Consider the following 17680-nt stretch of genomic DNA (forward strand, 5'->3'; position numbering starts at 1 on the left):
AGGCCGTCCAGAAAATTTCTTAAGAACTGGTCTCCACATTCCATATATTTCTCATGATCCTCTCTGCGGAAAATTGCTCCAAGTTCACTTTTAGAGACTTTAAAATCTACCAGTTCGTAGATTTTAACAATATCATCATTTGTTAGTTTATGAGCTACTCTCAGTTTTTTAAAAATATCGTTATTCGTTAGTGCCATTCTTCTGATAATTAAAGTTTAAATTAAGGCTGGAAGCCAGTTTTTTTGCTTTTTCGATATCTGTTTTATTGGAAATCGCTTCTTCAGCATCATTCAGGAGATTTCGGGCTTCCTTTTCTATACTTTCATAATAAGATTCGCTTTCTGCTGTTTGTTTTTTTAAATAATGGAACATCATTAATAATTTCTGAACCAAAATGACATCATGTTTACAATAAGTACGTATGGCCGCCATTATATTATATAAGAGATCGTCAAAATCTATGGTATTCATTTTTACAAACAAAGCATCATCACGACTTATAATGTTGGTATCTTTTTTTCGCATGCGAACGGCAAAAAGCTCAGTAAGGTAATCAATACCATTTATAGCCGTACCTGGATCGTTAATTCCCGGCGACATAGCTTTTAGTATAATTTCGGTTATCTGTTTAAATGCCAGAATATAATTATCCTCTACAAGTTCTTCCCGCGCAAAATTGAAATTAGAAAGAATTCGTTTTACGGTGTCTTCTTCTAATTTTTTTTTGGATTTGAATAAGGGAATTCCGTTAAGTACAAAAATACCTTTTACCGGTAAGATATGAAACATGGTTTCTTCCTTTTTGCAAATATCAATAAGATTGGAGTAAGAAATATTTTGAAGATATCCACTCTTCTCCGATGAATATTCATTCCATTCATCAGTATTTTCGAAATCCCTGTTATTTTCTTTTTCTTTATCAATTAACACCTCGAGCCTGTTTTTAGCCGTTTTGAAAATATTTTGAAGAATATTGCTTATCTGTATGCTCTGGGAGATGTTATGAATAAAATAAATAAAGGCATAAATAGAAACGACCGTCGAAACAATACCTAATAATACCGCAAAACCTGGAACCTGATACTTGTTTCCAGTTGGCTGGATAGTAAATAAGATGAAAATGCAATAAAGTATAGTAAATAGGTAAATGCCGAGTATCACCTGGTGCTTTTTATCTGAAATCAATCCCGGGAGCAAACGTGGGGAATAATTATTGGAAGCCTGGCTAAGTAAAAGCATTACCATGGAAAAACTGAAAACTACCACCGATATTAAACCTGAAATAAAAGAACTTAAAATAGTCTTTGCTGTATCTCCATTGTTAACAACCAGGCTGGGGGCGTGTTCTACCAAATATTTGCTAATCCCCATATTTTCCAGGTAAGTCATAAAAAGGGCAAATACAAAACCGAAAACTGCCAATAAGGTGGGGTAAAAAGCTATTTTACTTTCTATTACATTAAAAAAGGAAAGAGTTCGATTGTAAAGTTGTTTCATAAGGTGAGATTCAGTTTTTAAAGTTAATTAAAGTTTGGTGAGTCTACTTATTTTAATAAAATTTTACAAAAAATGACAAATTGACATATTAAATCAAATATATAACGACAAAAAGACATATTTTTTGAGATGGTATTGGAATTGATAATTATCAGTTGAAATTAAAAATTAGTAATAACTTAAAATATAAAGCTATGAGTTTAATTAAAAGAACAGAATCAGGATGGCTGCCTTCAGTTTTTGATGACATGTTCAGAACTGACTGGCTAGGAGGAACAACTAATGTTAATAGCATTGGAACCAGTATTCCTGCTGTGAACATTCAGGAAACTGAAGATAGCTTCAGTGTTGAAGTTGCTGCGCCAGGAAAGGCCAAAGAAGATTTTAATATTGAATTGGATAATGATGTTTTAACCATCTCTTCTGAAGACAAAAAAGAGAATGAAACTACAGATAAAGAAGGTAGATTTACAAGAAAAGAATTTAGTTATAGCACATTTAAACGCGCTTTCAGTTTACCAGATTCTGTAGATAACACCAAAATTTCTGCTTCTTATAATAATGGAGTACTAGAGATTGCGCTTCCTAAGCGTGAAGAAGCTAAAGTTCAGGCGAAAAGATTGATTGATATTTCGTAAACTTGATTAGTTTGGTTAGTTAGTTAAAGAAGAAAAGGCGCTCAAGATGGGCGTCTTTTTTATTGGTCTATAAGAATCCAGCGGTTCCCGGCGCTTTGAATGGTAAAAACCTGCTGAGGTTTAATACTTAATACTTTTGAATTTGATTTTACATCAAAAAGGTCGTCGCCACCCTGGAAAATAAATGTTTTCTCTGAATTCGCCGGCCAGTTAATGAGCCGTATGATTCGTCCTTTGTTTGCAGAAGAAGCTGGAATAACCAAACCAGAGATTTGATTGTTGATCCTTAGTGTTCCAACTTCATCAGAAATTACAAAATCTCCTGTAGCGCTGGTGGTGGAAGAATAATTCTGATAACCTGGATTTCCCCAGGATGCCTGTCCGGAGGCATTCAAAATCATGGTTTGTCCCTCAAGGCCTCTGGCAGTAGGAAGAACGTAATCTGTTTCCGGAGTATTTCCAATACCCACTCTTCCGGCAAAATAACCCGCATATACATTGCTGTTGGAGTCACCCAGTGCTATGCTGTAAATTCCGAAGATATTGCCTACACCCTGTATGCTGCCTATTTCGCTGTAGATCCCGTAATTGTTACTTCGTGCACCAAATGTTCTACCAACGCGATTAAAGATGCCATAAATATCATTGGTTCCGGTATTTTGGTAGGTTTCGTTAAAAATGCCGTAATGCACACCGGTTCCAATCCCACCAACGTTTGTTTTAATACCGTATTTATTTCCGTTCGTAGCACTGCGATTATCATTGATTATTCCGTAGGTGGTAAGGTTATCTGTTGCTGAATTTGCATTATCCACTTCCAGGCCCTTTTTAAGACTAAGATCTTTTCCTGAAGCAATCGCTACCTGCAGCCTGGATGTTACCTGATCTGTACCTATGCCTATACTTGCATCGCGATAGAGAATATCAGTAATATTATTTGGACTTTGCGTTGAACCAGGCTTATAAAAATTTCCACTTCCAATTTCTATTCCCAGACTTTTCCATCTAGATTCTGTATTATTCCAGAAATAAAATCCTGAGGAAAAATTGGTAACGCTTTTGTTTAAAAACACTAGTATTCCATGTTGGGCTGAGGTAGGGTTTTCTACAGGAAATTTTTCAATTCTTGGGATGAGAATTCCGTCTATTTTAGCCGGGTTATCTTTATCTGTTGCTGATATATCTAATTGCGCCTGTGGATTGGAGTTCCCAATACCTACCTGGGCAGATGCAGAAAAAGTAAAAAATACAAAAAAGAGAACAAAAAAAGTTTTCATAGACAAACGGATTAGTTTGCCATAGAAGTATTGTTAAGTGCTTTAGGTTGAGTCAAATATATATTAAAAAACCTTTGCTTATCACTCTGTTTAAAACTTTTCGCTAATTTTTTCCTGAAGTACTTTTATCTCATCCCGAAGTCTTGCTGCCTGCATAAAATCAAGTTCTTTTGCAGCAGTCTCCATCGCTTTTCGTTTTTCTCTAACCTTCTTTTCCATTTGAGGTTTGGTAAGATATTCAGCTTCTTCTTCAGCTGCTTTTAGATCAGGACGCGTCTCATGCTCATAAATATCCAGTTTTTCTTTTATAAGTGCACTGTTGAATTTCTTGACCAGTTTAGTGGGCGTAATATTATTTTCAGTATTATACTCTATCTGTTTCTGGCGCCTGTATTCCGTTTGATCGATGGTTTTTTGCATGCTATCGGTGATCTTATCAGCATATAAAATAGCTTTTCCGTCTACGTGCCTTGCTGCCCTACCAATGGTTTGCGTTAACGATCTGTTACTTCTAAGAAAACCTTCTTTATCAGCATCTATAATGGCAACTAATGAAACCTCCGGTAAATCCAGGCCTTCACGCAATAAATTCACCCCAACCAGCACATCAAAAAGGCCTTTTCTAAGGTCCTGCATAATTTCTACCCGTTCTAAAGTATCAATATCTGAATGAATATAACGACAGCGAATATTAATCCGCGTAAGATATTTGGTTAGTTCTTCCGCCATTCTCTTGGTAAGAGTAGTAACTAAAACCCGCTCATCTTTTTCTACCCGAACATGAATTTCTTCAATAAGATCGTCTATCTGATTTAAACTGGGCCTTACTTCTACCACAGGATCTAATAATCCCGTTGGCCTGATCACCTGTTCTACATAAATTCCTTCACTTTTCTGAAGTTCATAATCTGCAGGAGTAGCGCTCACATAAATCACCTGATTTTGAAGAGCTTCAAATTCTTCGAATTTCAAGGGACGGTTATCCATTGCGGCCGGTAACCTAAATCCGTAGTCTACGAGATTTTCCTTTCGGGATCGGTCGCCGCCATACATCGCATGAACTTGAGGAATTGTAACATGGCTTTCATCTACGACCATGAGATAATCATCAGGAAAATAGTCGAGTAAGCAGAAAGGCCTGGTACCAGGTTTTCTTCCATCCAGATATCTCGAATAATTCTCAATTCCTGAACAATACCCGAGTTCTCTGATCATTTCCAGATCAAAATTGGTTCTTTCATCCAGCCTTTTGGCTTCCAGGTTTTTTCCAATATCCCTAAAATAATCTACCTGCTTAACCAGATCATCCTGAATTTCCCGAATCGCCCCCTGAAGTACATCCGGAGAGGTTACGAACATATTGGCGGGATAAATATTTAAACGTTCATATTTTTCAATAATATCATTAGTTCCAGGATCAAAAGCTTCGATTTCTTCAATTTCATCCCCAAAAAAATGAATTCTGAAGGCATTATCCGCATAACTTGGAAAAACATCTACGGTATCCCCTTTTATTCTGAAATTACCATGACTGAATTCAGCTTCAGTTCGGGAATAAAGACTTTGAACAAGACGGTGTAGGAATTTGGTTCTGGAGATTTCCATTTCTCTTTCAACGGAAACCACATTTTTTCGAAATTCAACCGGATTACCAATACCATAGAGACAGGAAACTGACGCGATGACAATAACATCCCTTCTTCCGCTTAAAAGGGAAGAAGTGGTGCTTAACCTTAATTTTTCAATCTCTTCATTGATCGAAAGATCTTTTTCAATATAGGTTCCTGAACTTGGAATAAAAGCTTCCGGCTGATAATAATCGTAATAACTAACAAAATATTCCACCGCATTATCAGGGAAAAACTCTTTGAATTCGGAATATAGCTGCGCAGCAAGAGTCTTGTTATGAGCCAGGACAAGGGTGGGTTTTTGAACATCTTCAATCACATTAGCCACCGTAAATGTTTTCCCGGAACCAGTAACCCCCAATAAGGTTTGATACTGCTCATTTTTGTTAATCCCGGTCACCAGTTGTTTTATGGCATTTGGCTGATCTCCGGTAGGTTTATATTCAGACTGTATATTGAATTTCATTCAGCTCAGATTTCTTTTTCATCTGTCTATCACTTTTTTAGTGGACAAATGTGATTCTCGATTCATCATTTTGACTCATTCCAAAACTCCTGAAAAGCTTATTTTATAGCCTCGCGAAATTAAGAAATTCTAAGCCCGGAATCAATTTTTTAGGATTCATCTAACAAGTACAGAAAACTTGCCGGATATTTTATAAATCTCTTTTTCGAAGGAGAACAAGCGATAAGTAAACAAAGATAATTGTCCAGGCGATCACTATCAATAATTGATACCAATGAATGCCGTAATCTTTGGTTAATTCTCCTCCAATCTGGCTGGCAGCGGTTTGTACGGCATTCAACCTTGAAAATGGTTCTACTACCAGGTTGCTCATAGACTCCAAAGGGAAAAATTGCATGATATTGGTAGCAATATCAGTTCCTTTGAATATTCTGAAGTTTAAAATAGCATAAAGAATGCCTTCAAAAATAAACCATACCACCAAAAAGCCTAAGGCGAAAGCAGAGCGTTTCACCAGAATTCCCAAAAACATACAAAAAGCAAAGAAACCGGTTAGTTTTATAAAATAAGCGAGTAAATATTCGAGATCTGAGAAAACAATGGAAAGTTCTGTGAAATCTGAAAATGAATACCCTAAAATCATAGTGACTATGAAGAGAAATATGGTGGAAATTGCGGAAAACACTAAAACCGTTAGGAACTTAGATAAAATGAATTCTTTCTTGCTTAATCCGTCTATCAGATTCTGTTTTATAGTACGGTTACTGTATTCATTAGACATCATGGATACAATGACGATGGCCAGGAATAGTTTTAAAATGGCCGCGATATAACTGTTGAAATGCCAGATGTAAGGGAAATTGAAAATTCCCTGATCGGCCACTCTAAATTCAATGTTTCCAATATTAAACTCTATGGAAGCAATTAAAGCTATAAAAGTGATAAGGATAAAATAAGTGATGATCAATATTCTAGCAGAGCGGCTATAGCGTAATTTGTTGTATTCTATTTCAAGTAATCGTAACATTAATTCTGGGCAGTTTGATTGGTTAGTTGAAGGAATTGTTCTTCCAGGCTTTCTTTACGTTTGAGCAGGTAAGAAAGGGAAAGTCCTTTTTCAAATAAATAACGGTTGATTTCATCGGCATCCATGGGATCCTCTAGAAATGCGGTAAGTACGCCTTCCTTATCAGCGATCTTTCCAATTTTTGGATGAACTTTTAATAGTTCTTCCAATTTTTGCATATCTGTAGCTTTTAATTCGAAAAATCCATGACTATTGATGATCTCATCCACCGGCCCGCTGTACAATTTCACTCCCTTTCGAATTATAACTACATGCGAACATACTTTCTCAACTTCGTCTAAAAGGTGAGAAGCCAATAGAATTGTGGTTCCACCGGAAGCAATTTTTCTTATAATTTCCCTAATTTGATGAATTCCTTGAGGATCCAAACCGTTTGTAGGCTCATCCAGAATAAGGATTTCCGGATCGTTAAGAAGGGCAGAAGCAATCGCCAGGCGTTGTTTCATTCCCAGTGAGAAAGCCTTGAATTTGCTATCCTTTCTATCCAATAGTCCAACAATTTCCAGTTTTTCGTGAATTTTCTCCTTACTGGTGCCTTTGATCTTACATACAAGTCCCAGATTTTGTTCAGCAGTCATGTAAGGATAGAAATTAGGATGCTCAATAATAGCCCCTACTTTTTTTAGGGCTTCATGAGTTGATGAGTTTCCGTTGAACCACTGAAAATCACCGGAAGTCTTATTCACCACATTCAGAACCATGCCTAATGTCGTGGATTTACCACTTCCGTTAGGACCCAAAATGCCATAGACATTTCCTTTTTCGATGCTAAAACTTAAATTGTCAACGGCAGTAATCTTACCGAATTTTTTCGTGAGGTTATTTAAACTTAAAATTGTTTCCAAGATTGATGAAGTGTTTAAAATACGACGTCTAAAATAGGATTTTGTTACAGGTTTCTTTATAATAAGCGTAATTTTGAGAAATACCAGTAAAATTATGGAAGAAAAATTGATGTCTAAGAAGAAGCCGGCATTTCCTATTAATGATCGCTTTAACCGATATCTCGCAAAATATAACCGCAATACTAAAATACCCGTTTTTTATGATGATCTTCTAAGGTTTTCAGGATCTATCGTGGTTTATGATCAGCACGATGAAGATACTTTCTGGGTGCGTTGTTACTATCCGGATTTTGAGCGGGTGGAAATCGATAACAGCCTCAAAAAAGTGTACACCATTCTTCATTCTGATGGTAGTGATGATTCGCTGGAGTATTTGAATGTAGATGCGATTGACTACTGTACCTTCGGAAATTCAAAACCTTTCAGAATAAAAGTGCGGAATATCCTAAATGATAGTTTTACTTATTTCTATGTGAAGAAGGCCGATGCTTCCCGTTTATACGGACTCGAATTTGAACATTTGCTTTCGCCGCATCGTATAAATTTTCTAGTATATAAAGACACTTTAATTGAAGAACATATTGCCGGAATTCCCGGGGATGTTTTTATTGAAGATCATTTACCCAAGTGTGATCTGAGGGCCCAAACACAAATTGCCAAGCAGTTTGTGAAATTCAATGAACGCTGTACGGTTAGACTCTTAGGTGATATGCGTTCTTATAATTATGTAGTAATTCCTACCCACGATTTTGATCATGTAGAATATCAGATTCGGGCAATAGATTTTGATCAGCAATGTTTTGAAGGAAATTTAAAGGTATATAGGCCGCAGTTTTTTAAAGAGAATTTTCAGATGGTGCAGCTGGTTTCAGAAAAACTCGAAAATTCTTCTATTGAACAATACCGAAAAGAAGAACGCTCACTTCTGGCCAAAAGGATGATCAATACGCAAAGCCGGTATAAAGAGTTAATTCGTTGTATGATCAATGATCACGTTTCTACAAAGGATAATGTGAAGCAACTGCGTAATGATCTTTATGCTTTTTCCAGGGATATGAAATTCAAACGTGCCAGCACGATGGGGCAGATACTGAGAACTGCATTGGATTTTGTAAAACGAAATTACGATAATGTAAATATGCAGCGGTTGCTGGAATAATAGCAATAAGCTGGAAGTTCTTTTTAACTGTCATTCCGAACTAAGTGAAGGAATCTCATCCAGAGACTGCTTCGTTTTGCTCGCAGTGACGGTTACTTCTTCTCTTCTTTATTAAAATAAACCAGGTAGTAATACATCTGTTTTTCTTCGTCCCAGCCTTTCTCCACAAATTTTTCAGCGGATTCTGCACTTACAAAATCCATTTTAATCTGAATATTTGTATCAAGCGTGATCACATTTTTGATCTTCTTACGGGCATCGGTCACCGCTTTGTTGGCAATGGGGAAGTTGGTAAGATCTTCCACTTTATATTTTGGTGCTTTTTCGACTTTATAATTCTGAAATTCAGGAATAAGCGCAGGATTATCAATTACCGAATTGATGTAATTAGACTCCTCAAAATCATCATTTTTGGCGAAATAGTCCATACTACGATTCATAAACATAACTTCCTGCTTTTTGTCTTCCGCAGGCAAAACCACGTCTTTGGCGAAGTTCTTGGCGAAATTCAGATAATTCTTGGTGAAGTAGTTTTCGTCTGCAAGCACATCTACGCCAAGAAAGTTCTCCAGCCAGTATTTGGTATCGTAACGGTTTGAATCTACGGAAAGGATCTTATAACCTTCCTCGCGATTTTTGTTGAAAATGATTGCGCCTTTATCAAGTTTTTGAAGGTTTACTCCTTGCTCTACAACCATTTCCAGGTTGCTTTGCTTTTGTTCAAACTGAAGGAAATCGTGTTTTAATTCCGATTTAAAAATCCCGATTGCCGGTACTTTTTCGTTGTCCAGTTGCATTCCCTCAAAATATACGACATACACCTCTCCGCTCTTAATATGTGGGTGCGTGGATTGCTCATAAAGCAACGTGGCAATCTTCTTGGAATATTCATGGGTGTTGAAAGGATCGTCAAAGATTTGATTTGCCAGATTATAAAGTTCATTAAACTCAATATCGGTATCATGCTGAAAGCGATAGTATGTTTCCTCTTTTTCACGGAAAGGTTTCAGGAAATATTCTTTGATCAATGGTTTTATTTCATCATTCAAATGAAAAGTGGAAGCTGAAATAAATATATTCTCCCCACGATTCTTATTTCCTACACGATGTATAGAAAGCGATTCAATTTGAGCATTAAAAAGATTGATCATTTATATCTGAAGTTTGGGCTAAATAAAGTTGAAAAATGTGAATTCTGAAAGAAGTGTTTCAGAATAAGTTATAAGCGCTGTAATGTGGTTCTAAAACTAATTCCAATTTTCATCAAAATCGAAGTCATCATAACCATCGGAATCATATTCATCGTCGTAATCGCCGTTGAGCAGACCGTCATCCTCTCCTTTAAATTCTTTTTCAGGGGCGCTTTCCGGAATCTGGCCGTGAACGAACATAAGATTTGGATAATCCCGTCCTTCTTCAATTTCAGCAATCTGACCTAATTCCACGAAAAAAGTCCACATTTTCAAGAAGTCGTATACATAGATAAGCTTCGTTTGTTTTTCTGAAAGAATGCTGTCTAAAGAGGTTTCGTTCATTAGTTTAATAGACGTATCGTGGCCACTCATATCAAACTGGTGGATTTCCTCGCCCTGGTTCCATTCGTCATCACTAATGTAAAAAGAAGCCATTTCAGTACCATCAAATCCAAACGACTGAACGATCGTATTATGAAGGTCTTCCAGGGTGCTTTCCTGAAGCATTTCTATATCTCTGAAAACATCCTCATCGGCATCGAGAATTACTCGAAATCTATAAACCATATCTAAAAAATTTGGAGGTCAAAGTTACAATTTTTTAAACTAAATATTTCCTTGTTTCCTGCTGGAAATTGTTCAGATTTTCTTGTCTTGATGATTATATATTCCTTACGCGGGGAGAGGTTTGAACTGATTTTTTTTAGCACTTTACGGGTGGGGCTAATAAAAAGATTTCACTTTGAAGTAGAGCCTCACTAAATTCTAGCGAAAAAATTATAACTTACTTTGTGTATACCTTGTTATTAGCAATTTTTCTATTGGGGGCATAAAAACATTCCATTAACAGGTAAAACTGAAACCCAAAAAGGAGGGAGGCGATCACCAAATGAAGTGGCTGTGAAAGAAAAGGAAAATCGAAATTATACATTGCTATTCCGGTTGCCACTTCCAGTAAAATGAGTGCTATAACAATATTTATCCGGTTGAGGTTAAGGTTCAATTTCCTGTTCTTCCACCACAGAAAAGCATTTATAGCAAGCACAATTATGGAAAATGATCTATGAATAAAAAAAGTGGTATTAGGATCGTTTAACCATAGATTTGTAGCTTCATATCCAAAATTTCGAACCTGTTCATCTACAAATTGCCTTACCTGGGTTCCTAAAATCACCTGGATTAACGTAAGGATTACGGCAATAATCAGTAAATTTTGAAATGTTTTTGTTTTCAGCTGGTTATTTTCTTTCTCCGAAGAGATTTTCAGAAGATAGATTAACACCGCTACGATCACTAAAGCCATGACCATATGGACGGTGATCTTTACCGGAGCCAGTACTGAATAGACTACCGTCGCCCCCAGCCAGGCCTGGAATCCCATCATGAAAACGCAGAGCCAGGAGAGCAGGGTGATTCTCCTTTTTGATCTATATCTTTTTATAGATAAAAATGCCATGATCAATACGGCAAATCCAGCCAATGCTCCTGCCAGTCTGTTAATATATTCCACCCAGGTATGCGTGGGATTAAAAATGGCATAATCATGTTTATCATAATTTTCCCAATTCGCAGCATCATATTTTTCTGTAGAGGTAAATGAGGAAGCCGCTACTTTAAGAGTTTCATCCACAATGATCACCTGGCCTTCTTTATATTCTCGATCAGGTTGAAATTCCAGTTCTGATTTTTCCGTAGGCGGAATATAATATCCGAAGCATTTTGGCCAGTCTGGACAACCCATCCCCGAACCTGTCATCCTCACTACCGCTCCTGCAATAATGACCAGGTAAACCAGGATTAGCGATATTTTAACTGATTTTCGATACATTTTTTAGTGTTCCATAAAGATTGGATTGTCATTCAGAACGAAGCGATAGCGAAGCGAAGAATCTATAATATTTTGTAAGTCGCTTGAGATTCCTCCTACGTCGGAATGACAATATTTAATATTATAACTTTTTAAATTATTTCAATGCTACACTATTCAGCCGTCAACCCCAACCTTTCTCCTTTTTTCAGCATAAATTCCCGTGCAGGTTCATATTCGTTTGGGATATCTCCTTCCAGAATAGCTTCTTTAATGGCGTCTTTGATCAAACCGACTTCTCTGCTTGGTTTTATTCCGAAAGTTTGCATAATTTCTTCCCCGCTCACCGGAGGTTGAAAATTTCGAACATGGTCACGCTCTTCCACTTCCTGGATCTTTTGCCTTACCAGTTTAAAATTATTGTGATATTTTTTAAATCTCTTTGGGTTTTTCGTGGTAATATCAGCTTCACAAAGGGTCATAAGATCTTCAATATGATCACCTGCGTCGAAAATCAACCTTCGTACCGCAGAATCCGTAACATTGTCATCAGCAATCGCTATTGGTCTTGAACTCATCAGCACCATTTTCTGAACGAATTTCATTTTTTCATTCAGCGGTAATCTTAATCTTTTGAATAATTTATAGACCATTTTGGCACCCACAAACTCATGTCCGTGAAACGTCCAGCCAATTTTTTTATGGAATTTTTTAGTCGGAGCTTTTCCAATATCATGAAGCAATGCTGCCCATCTCAACCAAAGATCATCGGTATTTTCTGAAATATTGTCTACTACTTCCAGTGTATGCCAGAAATTATCCTTGTGAGTTTGACCCTCCACTTCATCTATTCCGGCAAGGGCGGTAAGCTCCGGTAGGATCTTTTTAAGTAATCCTGTTTTGTATAACAGCGCGAATCCTTTTGAGGGCTTATCGCTCAGCATTATTTTATTCAGCTCATCTACAATACGCTCTTTGGAGATGATTTTAATCCTTTCTTTATTGGCTTTGATTGCTTTTAGAGATTGTGCTTCAATCATAAAATTAAGCTGCGAAGCAAATCGAATGGCACGATACATTCTTAGGGGATCATCTGAATAGGTAATATCCGGGTCTAGGGGAGTTCTAATGATCTTTTTCTGTAAATCTTCATAGCCATTAAAAGGATCCAGTAAATCCCCAAAACCATCCTTATTCAGCTTAAGAGCCAGCGCGTTTATAGTGAAATCCCTTCGGTTCTGGTCATCTTCCAAAGTGCCGTCTTCTACGATTGGTTTCCGACTGTCTTTCCGGTAACTTTCCTTTCTGGCACCCACAAATTCGATTTCCATGTCGCCTGAACGTAACATAGCAGTACCAAAATTCTTAAAAACCTGTACTTTGGGTTTGTTTGGAAGCTTTTCAGATACTTTTTTAGCGAGTTCAATACCACTTCCCACAGCCACAATATCAATATCTTTTGGTTCACCGCGCTGAAGAATATGATCACGAACAAATCCACCGATCACATAAGAATCCACGGAAAGTTCTTCTGAAGCTTCTGAAATTATGCTGAAAATTTTATGCTGTAAAGCTTTACTGTAATTGTGGTATTTCGGCATCTGTTATTTGCGTATCACTTTCACCTGACCATTGTTGCTCAACTTGATAATTGCTGAAGGTCGAGGTGATTTTTTTGAACGCTGCAAATTTACTACATAGTCTACACCTTTTAAAATTTGTGGGGTAATTTGATCAAAGGATTGAGGGGTTGGCTGGCCACTTACATTTGCTGAAGTAGAAACCAATGGCCTTTTTAGTTTTTTAATCAATTCTGAGCAAAAAGTATCTCTCACCACGCGAATACCAAGAGATTCATCATCACTTACCAGGTTTTCGGCAATGTGAACAGGTTTGTCATAAATTATGGTGGTAGGTTTTTTGGCATATTTCAAGATGTCGTAGGCAGTTTCCGGAACCTCTTCAACATACTGCTCCAACATTTTAAAATTAGAAACCAGGCATATTAAAGCTTTTGATTCCTCTCTTTTCTTTAGCTGATATACCTTATCTACTGCATTAGCATTTGTGGCATCACAGCCAATCCCCCAAACGGTGTCGGTAGGATAAAGAATGATACCTCCTTTTTTTATAACATCCAGACAATTTCTAACTTCCTGATCTATTCTTTCCATAAAGCACTTTTTTATATTCGGCCAAGGTTTGCTCAGCCATTTTTTTGCTGGTGAAATTTTCAATAAGCCTTTGATGGGACAATGCCGTAAATTTTTGCATCAAATTTTTATTATTTTGCAAAGCTATCAATTTATCTGCTAAAGATGCTGCTTCGTAAGGATTGCTTAACATGCCGTTTACTTCATCTTCAATAATTTCGGGAATTCCGCCAACATTTGTACTGACTACAGGAACTTTATAATAAAAACTTTCATAAATGAACTGTGGAATTCCTTCGCTTTGAGAGGTAAGCAGTGAAACATCAAATTGCGGAATTATCGCAGAAGCATTTGGAATAAAGCCCAGAAAACTCACATGATCTTTTAAATTTAGTTTTTCAATCTGCTGAAGATAATTTGGGGATCGATCAGTAAAACTTCCTATTTGTACAAAGTGAAACTTGCTATTCTGTCTTTTATTGATAATCTCATCGATCGTTTTTACCCATGTTTCCAAATTTTTAGCCCTGATGTGATTCGCGATGCAGCCAATAATGACCTTATCTTCAGGAATATTTAATTTTTTTCTCAGATTTACATCGGTACAGGAATTCTTTTTCATCGAAGTTCCATGATAAATGGCAGTCAGTTTGGAAGAATCCTTAATCTGTTTTGAAGTGATTTCTTTGGTTTTTTCTGAAACACATAATATTTTCTGAATCTGAGGATGATTATATTTATAAAGCGTTCCAGATCTTTCTTTTATAGGAAAGGAGGTTTTTTTGCTTAAAATAAAAGGAGGTAGATTTCCCAGTTTCGTGGCCATTACTGCCAGCGTTAGTGCCGTGGAATCATGGATATGAATTAGGGATATTTGGTGTTTTTGGCAGAAATAAAGAATTTTTACAGCGTAACGAAGATCAAGTTTTATAAGCATTGGTGCTGTGAGGACATTCAGCTCTTGATTTTTAATCTTCTGATGAAAAGCACCATTTTTTACACATAAGATAAAATTTTGGATTTTTTCCTCCATTTTATCGAGTTCGAAACAGAGATTTTCGATATGGTTTTCACCACCACCCCAATTCTTAGCGGCTGAAAGATGTAAAACATTTATTTGTTTTCTCAATGGAGTTTGCTGTTAGGAGTGACAAACTTATAATAAATGATAATTTCAGCCTTAATTTGCAATAATTATCTTTGCACTAAATGTACTTATATAAATGACCGTATTACATATTTCCGGAGCAAGATCCTGGGGTGGAAATGAACAGCAACTCATCAATTTAATGGATGAATTGCCAAAATACGACGTCGTTCAAAAATTATTTTGTTTTAGTGGCACCCCGCTGGAGAAAGAGGCTAAGCTACACGAAGTAGAATTATTATCGGTTCCTTTTTTTGAACCCTTTTCTAAAGAATACAGAAAAAATTTAAAAAATATTATTAAAGATAATCAAATAGATATCATTCATTTACATACCAGTGATGCGGTAACAGGCTATGTGGTAACCGATCTTTTTTATTCGCTTAAAACCAGAACGCTATTTGCCCGCAAGGGAATAAGGAGAAAAACCAGTTTGCTTAGCAAGTATAAATACAATTATAAAAATATAGATACGATCCTTTGTATCTCGGAATATGTAAGGGAACATTTCAGCAAAATTCTGACGAAAAAAAACCGCGAAAAATTAGTAGTTGTGTATAACGGGGTAAAAGTTCTGGAGCAATTACCGAAAGCTGATTTTAACCTCAGAGATAAATTTAATATTCCAAAGGATCATTTTTTAATAGGCAGTATAGCAAATCATACCAAAGCAAAAGATTTACCGGTACTGGTTGAAACACTTGATGAGATTGTAAATGTTCAGGGAAATAAAAAAGTTTCTCTAATACAGATGGGGCAGTTTTCAGGACTAACCGAAGAGCTAAAAGACTTAATTAAAGAAAAAAAATTAGACGGTCATATTGAATTAGCCGGCTTTTTGAAAAATGCCTCAGCTTTTATGCCTCAATTCGATATGGTTCTAATAACTTCTGAAAGGGAAGGGGGGCCTTCATCTTTGGTCGAGGCACTTCATTATAAAACTCCCGTGGTATCTACTAAAGTTGGAGTTGTGGAGGAAGTGATAGAAGATGGATATAATGGATATTCCGTACCAATAAAGCGACCGCAGTTGCTTGCTGAAAAAATTATTCCGTTGATGGATAAGCCGGAATTACTGAAAGCTTTCGCAGAACGTTCTTATAATATATTTCTTGAAAAATTTACGGCTGAGCGACTGGGAGAAGCTACCTTTAAAGTCTATAAAGGAATGATGCGAAAAAACTTGGAAAGATGAAAACCGCACTATTGGTTTCTACATATAACTGGCCTGAAGCACTGCAACTTGTATTTAAAAGTATAGAAAAACAAAGCCTGCTTCCAGATGAGATATTGGTTGCAGATGATGGATCTACTGAAGATACAAAGTATATAATTGAGCAGTTCCAAAAAAGAAATCCAGTAGCTTTAAAGCATTTTTGGCATAAGGACAATGGTTTTAAAAAGTCAGAAATCATTAATAAAGCTATTGCAAATACTGATGCAGATTATATTGTCCAGATAGATGGTGATTGTATCATGCATCAGGATTTTATTAAAGACCATACACAAATGGCCGAGAAGGAAGTTTTTATCTTTGGTTCAAGGGTAAATATTACTGAAAAGATTAAGAAAGAAATTTTTAGAGAACAAAAAATTGAATTTTCGTTTTTTAGTCCAGGAATTAAGAAGAGAGGCCGCACTCTTAGAATTCCAATTTTAAGAAATCAGTTTGAGGCCAAACCTGAGTTCAGTAATAAAGTTAGAGGTTGCAATCTTTCTTTCTGGCGAAAAGATTTTATAGCTGTGAACGGCTATAATGAAAATATCAGCGGCTGGGGGAGAGAGGATTCAGAATTGGTCTTGAGAATGCTAAACTCTGGGATAAAAGGAAAGCGCTTAAAGTTTGGAGGAATTATATACCATATTTATCATCCTGAAGCTTCTAAAGATAATCTTGAAGTGAACAACAAAATTCAGCAGTCAACACTAAACGATAAAAAGCTAACCTGCGAGAATGGGATCAATAAATATTTAAAATAGATATTTTGAAGTATCAGGTAAATCCAACATATTCAGAACTTCTTCCAGACATAAAGAAAATCATAGAAAATTTTGAAGAGGGAGAGGGAGAAGTGATGTCTACTGGACGTAACACCATTAAAGTGTTTGAGATTAAAGGAAAAGCATTAAGTGTGAAATCCTTTAAAATACCCAATTTGGTAAATAAGATCTCTTACAAATTCTTTAGAAAATCCAAGGCTGAGAGATCTTTTCAATATGCTACCATTCTCGAAAGTAAAGGAGTTGGAACTCCGGATCCTGTTGCCTATTTTGAGAAACCAACGCCACTTTTTTTCAAATCAAGTTATTATATATGTAAACATCTCTCTCCAGATCTAACCTATCGCGAACTGGTGACAAATCCAAATTATCCTGAGCACGAAACTATTTTAAGAGCTTTTGCACGCTTTACTTTTGAACTTCATGAAAAAGAAATCCAGTTTCTGGATCATTCTCCGGGAAATACACTAATTCAAAAAGTCGGAGAGAACTATGATTTTTTTCTGGTAGATCTTAATCGAATGAATTTTAAATCACTGAATTTTGAAGAAAGGATGCTTAATTTTTCGCGGCTCACCCCCAAAAAAGACATGATAGAGATAATGGCCGATGAATATTCGAAACTAATTGACAAATCTTCAACGGAAGTATTTGAAAAGATGTGGTTCTATACCAATCAGTTTCAGGAAAAATTCAGGAGAAAAAAAGAATTAAAAAAGAAGCTAAAATTCTGGAAACACTAATTCCCATTTGGAATAAACGGAGCCTTTCGATAGGATTTT

The 17680-nt window shown here is 36.3% G+C and carries 17 protein-coding genes; 5 read left to right on the forward strand and 12 right to left on the reverse strand.

All coding sequences use genetic code 11. The annotated features are described in order from the left end of the window. A partial coding sequence (locus Q1K34_RS11470; protein ID WP_300438769.1) for a DUF1456 family protein occupies positions 1-197 on the reverse strand: 197 nt, incomplete at its 3' end. Further along, positions 181-1497, reverse strand: a complete 1317-nt coding sequence (locus Q1K34_RS11475; RefSeq protein ID WP_300438772.1) for a DUF2254 domain-containing protein — start codon at positions 1495-1497, stop codon at positions 181-183. The genes Q1K34_RS11475 and Q1K34_RS11470, both read right to left, overlap by 17 nt. A 194-nt stretch (positions 1498-1691) precedes the next feature. On the opposite strand from Q1K34_RS11475, the gene Q1K34_RS11480 reads away from it, so the two are divergent. Beyond that, a complete protein-coding gene (locus tag Q1K34_RS11480; protein WP_300438775.1) occupies positions 1692-2135 on the forward strand; it encodes an Hsp20/alpha crystallin family protein in 444 nt (147 codons plus the stop codon). A 59-nt stretch (positions 2136-2194) separates the two neighbouring features. Here Q1K34_RS11480 and Q1K34_RS11485 read toward each other — a convergent pair whose 3' ends face one another. The 4 genes from Q1K34_RS11485 to Q1K34_RS11500 all read right to left on the reverse strand — a co-directional run bounded on the left by Q1K34_RS11485 (position 2195) and on the right by Q1K34_RS11500 (position 7438). Beyond that, the gene (locus Q1K34_RS11485) at positions 2195-3412 is read right to left on the reverse strand and encodes a hypothetical protein (RefSeq protein WP_300438778.1); all 1218 of its coding nucleotides are present in this window, start codon (positions 3410-3412) and stop codon (positions 2195-2197) included. A 90-nt stretch (positions 3413-3502) separates the two neighbouring features. After that, a complete protein-coding gene (gene uvrB, locus Q1K34_RS11490) occupies positions 3503-5506 on the reverse strand; it encodes an excinuclease ABC subunit UvrB (RefSeq protein ID WP_300438781.1) in 2004 nt (667 codons plus the stop codon). Between the two features lie 190 nt (positions 5507-5696). Beyond that, positions 5697-6533, reverse strand: a complete 837-nt coding sequence (locus Q1K34_RS11495) for an ABC transporter permease (protein ID WP_300438784.1) — start codon at positions 6531-6533, stop codon at positions 5697-5699. Next, a complete protein-coding gene (locus Q1K34_RS11500) occupies positions 6533-7438 on the reverse strand; it encodes an ABC transporter ATP-binding protein (RefSeq protein ID WP_300438786.1) in 906 nt (301 codons plus the stop codon). The genes Q1K34_RS11495 and Q1K34_RS11500 overlap by 1 nt, the downstream gene beginning before the upstream one ends. A 94-nt stretch (positions 7439-7532) precedes the next feature. Between Q1K34_RS11500 and Q1K34_RS11505 the strand changes: the two genes are divergently transcribed. Continuing rightward, positions 7533-8597, forward strand: coding sequence for a hypothetical protein (locus Q1K34_RS11505; RefSeq protein ID WP_300438789.1), 1065 nt, complete (start codon positions 7533-7535; stop codon positions 8595-8597). A 92-nt stretch (positions 8598-8689) separates the two neighbouring features. Here the strand turns inward: Q1K34_RS11505 and Q1K34_RS11510 are convergent, their stop codons facing one another. The 6 genes from Q1K34_RS11510 to Q1K34_RS11535 all read right to left on the reverse strand — a co-directional run bounded on the left by Q1K34_RS11510 (position 8690) and on the right by Q1K34_RS11535 (position 14879). After that, complete coding sequence (locus tag Q1K34_RS11510; RefSeq protein ID WP_300438792.1) at positions 8690-9748, reverse strand: nucleoid-associated protein; 1059 nt, start codon at positions 9746-9748, stop codon at positions 8690-8692. Between the two features lie 96 nt (positions 9749-9844). Further along, complete coding sequence (locus Q1K34_RS11515) at positions 9845-10357, reverse strand: hypothetical protein (protein ID WP_300438794.1); 513 nt, start codon at positions 10355-10357, stop codon at positions 9845-9847. A gap of 217 nt (positions 10358-10574) precedes the next feature. Continuing rightward, a complete protein-coding gene (locus Q1K34_RS11520; RefSeq protein ID WP_300438797.1) occupies positions 10575-11618 on the reverse strand; it encodes a COX15/CtaA family protein in 1044 nt (347 codons plus the stop codon). A gap of 152 nt (positions 11619-11770) precedes the next feature. Beyond that, positions 11771-13198, reverse strand: a complete 1428-nt coding sequence (locus Q1K34_RS11525) for an HD domain-containing protein (protein ID WP_300438801.1) — start codon at positions 13196-13198, stop codon at positions 11771-11773. Positions 13199-13201: 3 nt separating this feature from the next. Then, a complete protein-coding gene (locus Q1K34_RS11530) occupies positions 13202-13771 on the reverse strand; it encodes an L-threonylcarbamoyladenylate synthase (RefSeq protein ID WP_300438804.1) in 570 nt (189 codons plus the stop codon). Beyond that, a complete protein-coding gene (locus tag Q1K34_RS11535) occupies positions 13746-14879 on the reverse strand; it encodes a glycosyltransferase family 4 protein (protein WP_300438807.1) in 1134 nt (377 codons plus the stop codon). The genes Q1K34_RS11530 and Q1K34_RS11535 overlap by 26 nt, the downstream gene beginning before the upstream one ends. Before the next feature lie 94 nt (positions 14880-14973). On the opposite strand from Q1K34_RS11535, the gene Q1K34_RS11540 reads away from it, so the two are divergent. The 3 genes from Q1K34_RS11540 to Q1K34_RS11550 are packed head-to-tail and all read left to right on the forward strand — an operon-like array spanning position 14974 to position 17641. Continuing rightward, positions 14974-16092, forward strand: coding sequence for a glycosyltransferase family 4 protein (locus tag Q1K34_RS11540; RefSeq protein ID WP_300438810.1), 1119 nt, complete (start codon positions 14974-14976; stop codon positions 16090-16092). Further along, positions 16089-16877 carry a glycosyltransferase family 2 protein gene (locus Q1K34_RS11545; protein WP_300438812.1) on the forward strand — a complete coding sequence of 263 codons (789 nt, stop codon included), beginning with the start codon at positions 16089-16091 and terminating at the stop codon, positions 16875-16877. Before Q1K34_RS11540 ends, Q1K34_RS11545 begins: the two co-directional genes overlap by 4 nt. A 5-nt stretch (positions 16878-16882) precedes the next feature. Then, on the forward strand, positions 16883-17641 hold the full coding sequence (locus tag Q1K34_RS11550; protein WP_300438815.1) for a lipopolysaccharide kinase InaA family protein: 759 nt from the start codon (positions 16883-16885) through the stop codon (positions 17639-17641). Positions 17642-17680: the final 39 nt, after the last annotated feature.

This window comes from Christiangramia sp. (assembly GCF_029937855.1).
Taxonomy (GTDB): Bacteria; Bacteroidota; Bacteroidia; order Flavobacteriales; family Flavobacteriaceae; genus Christiangramia.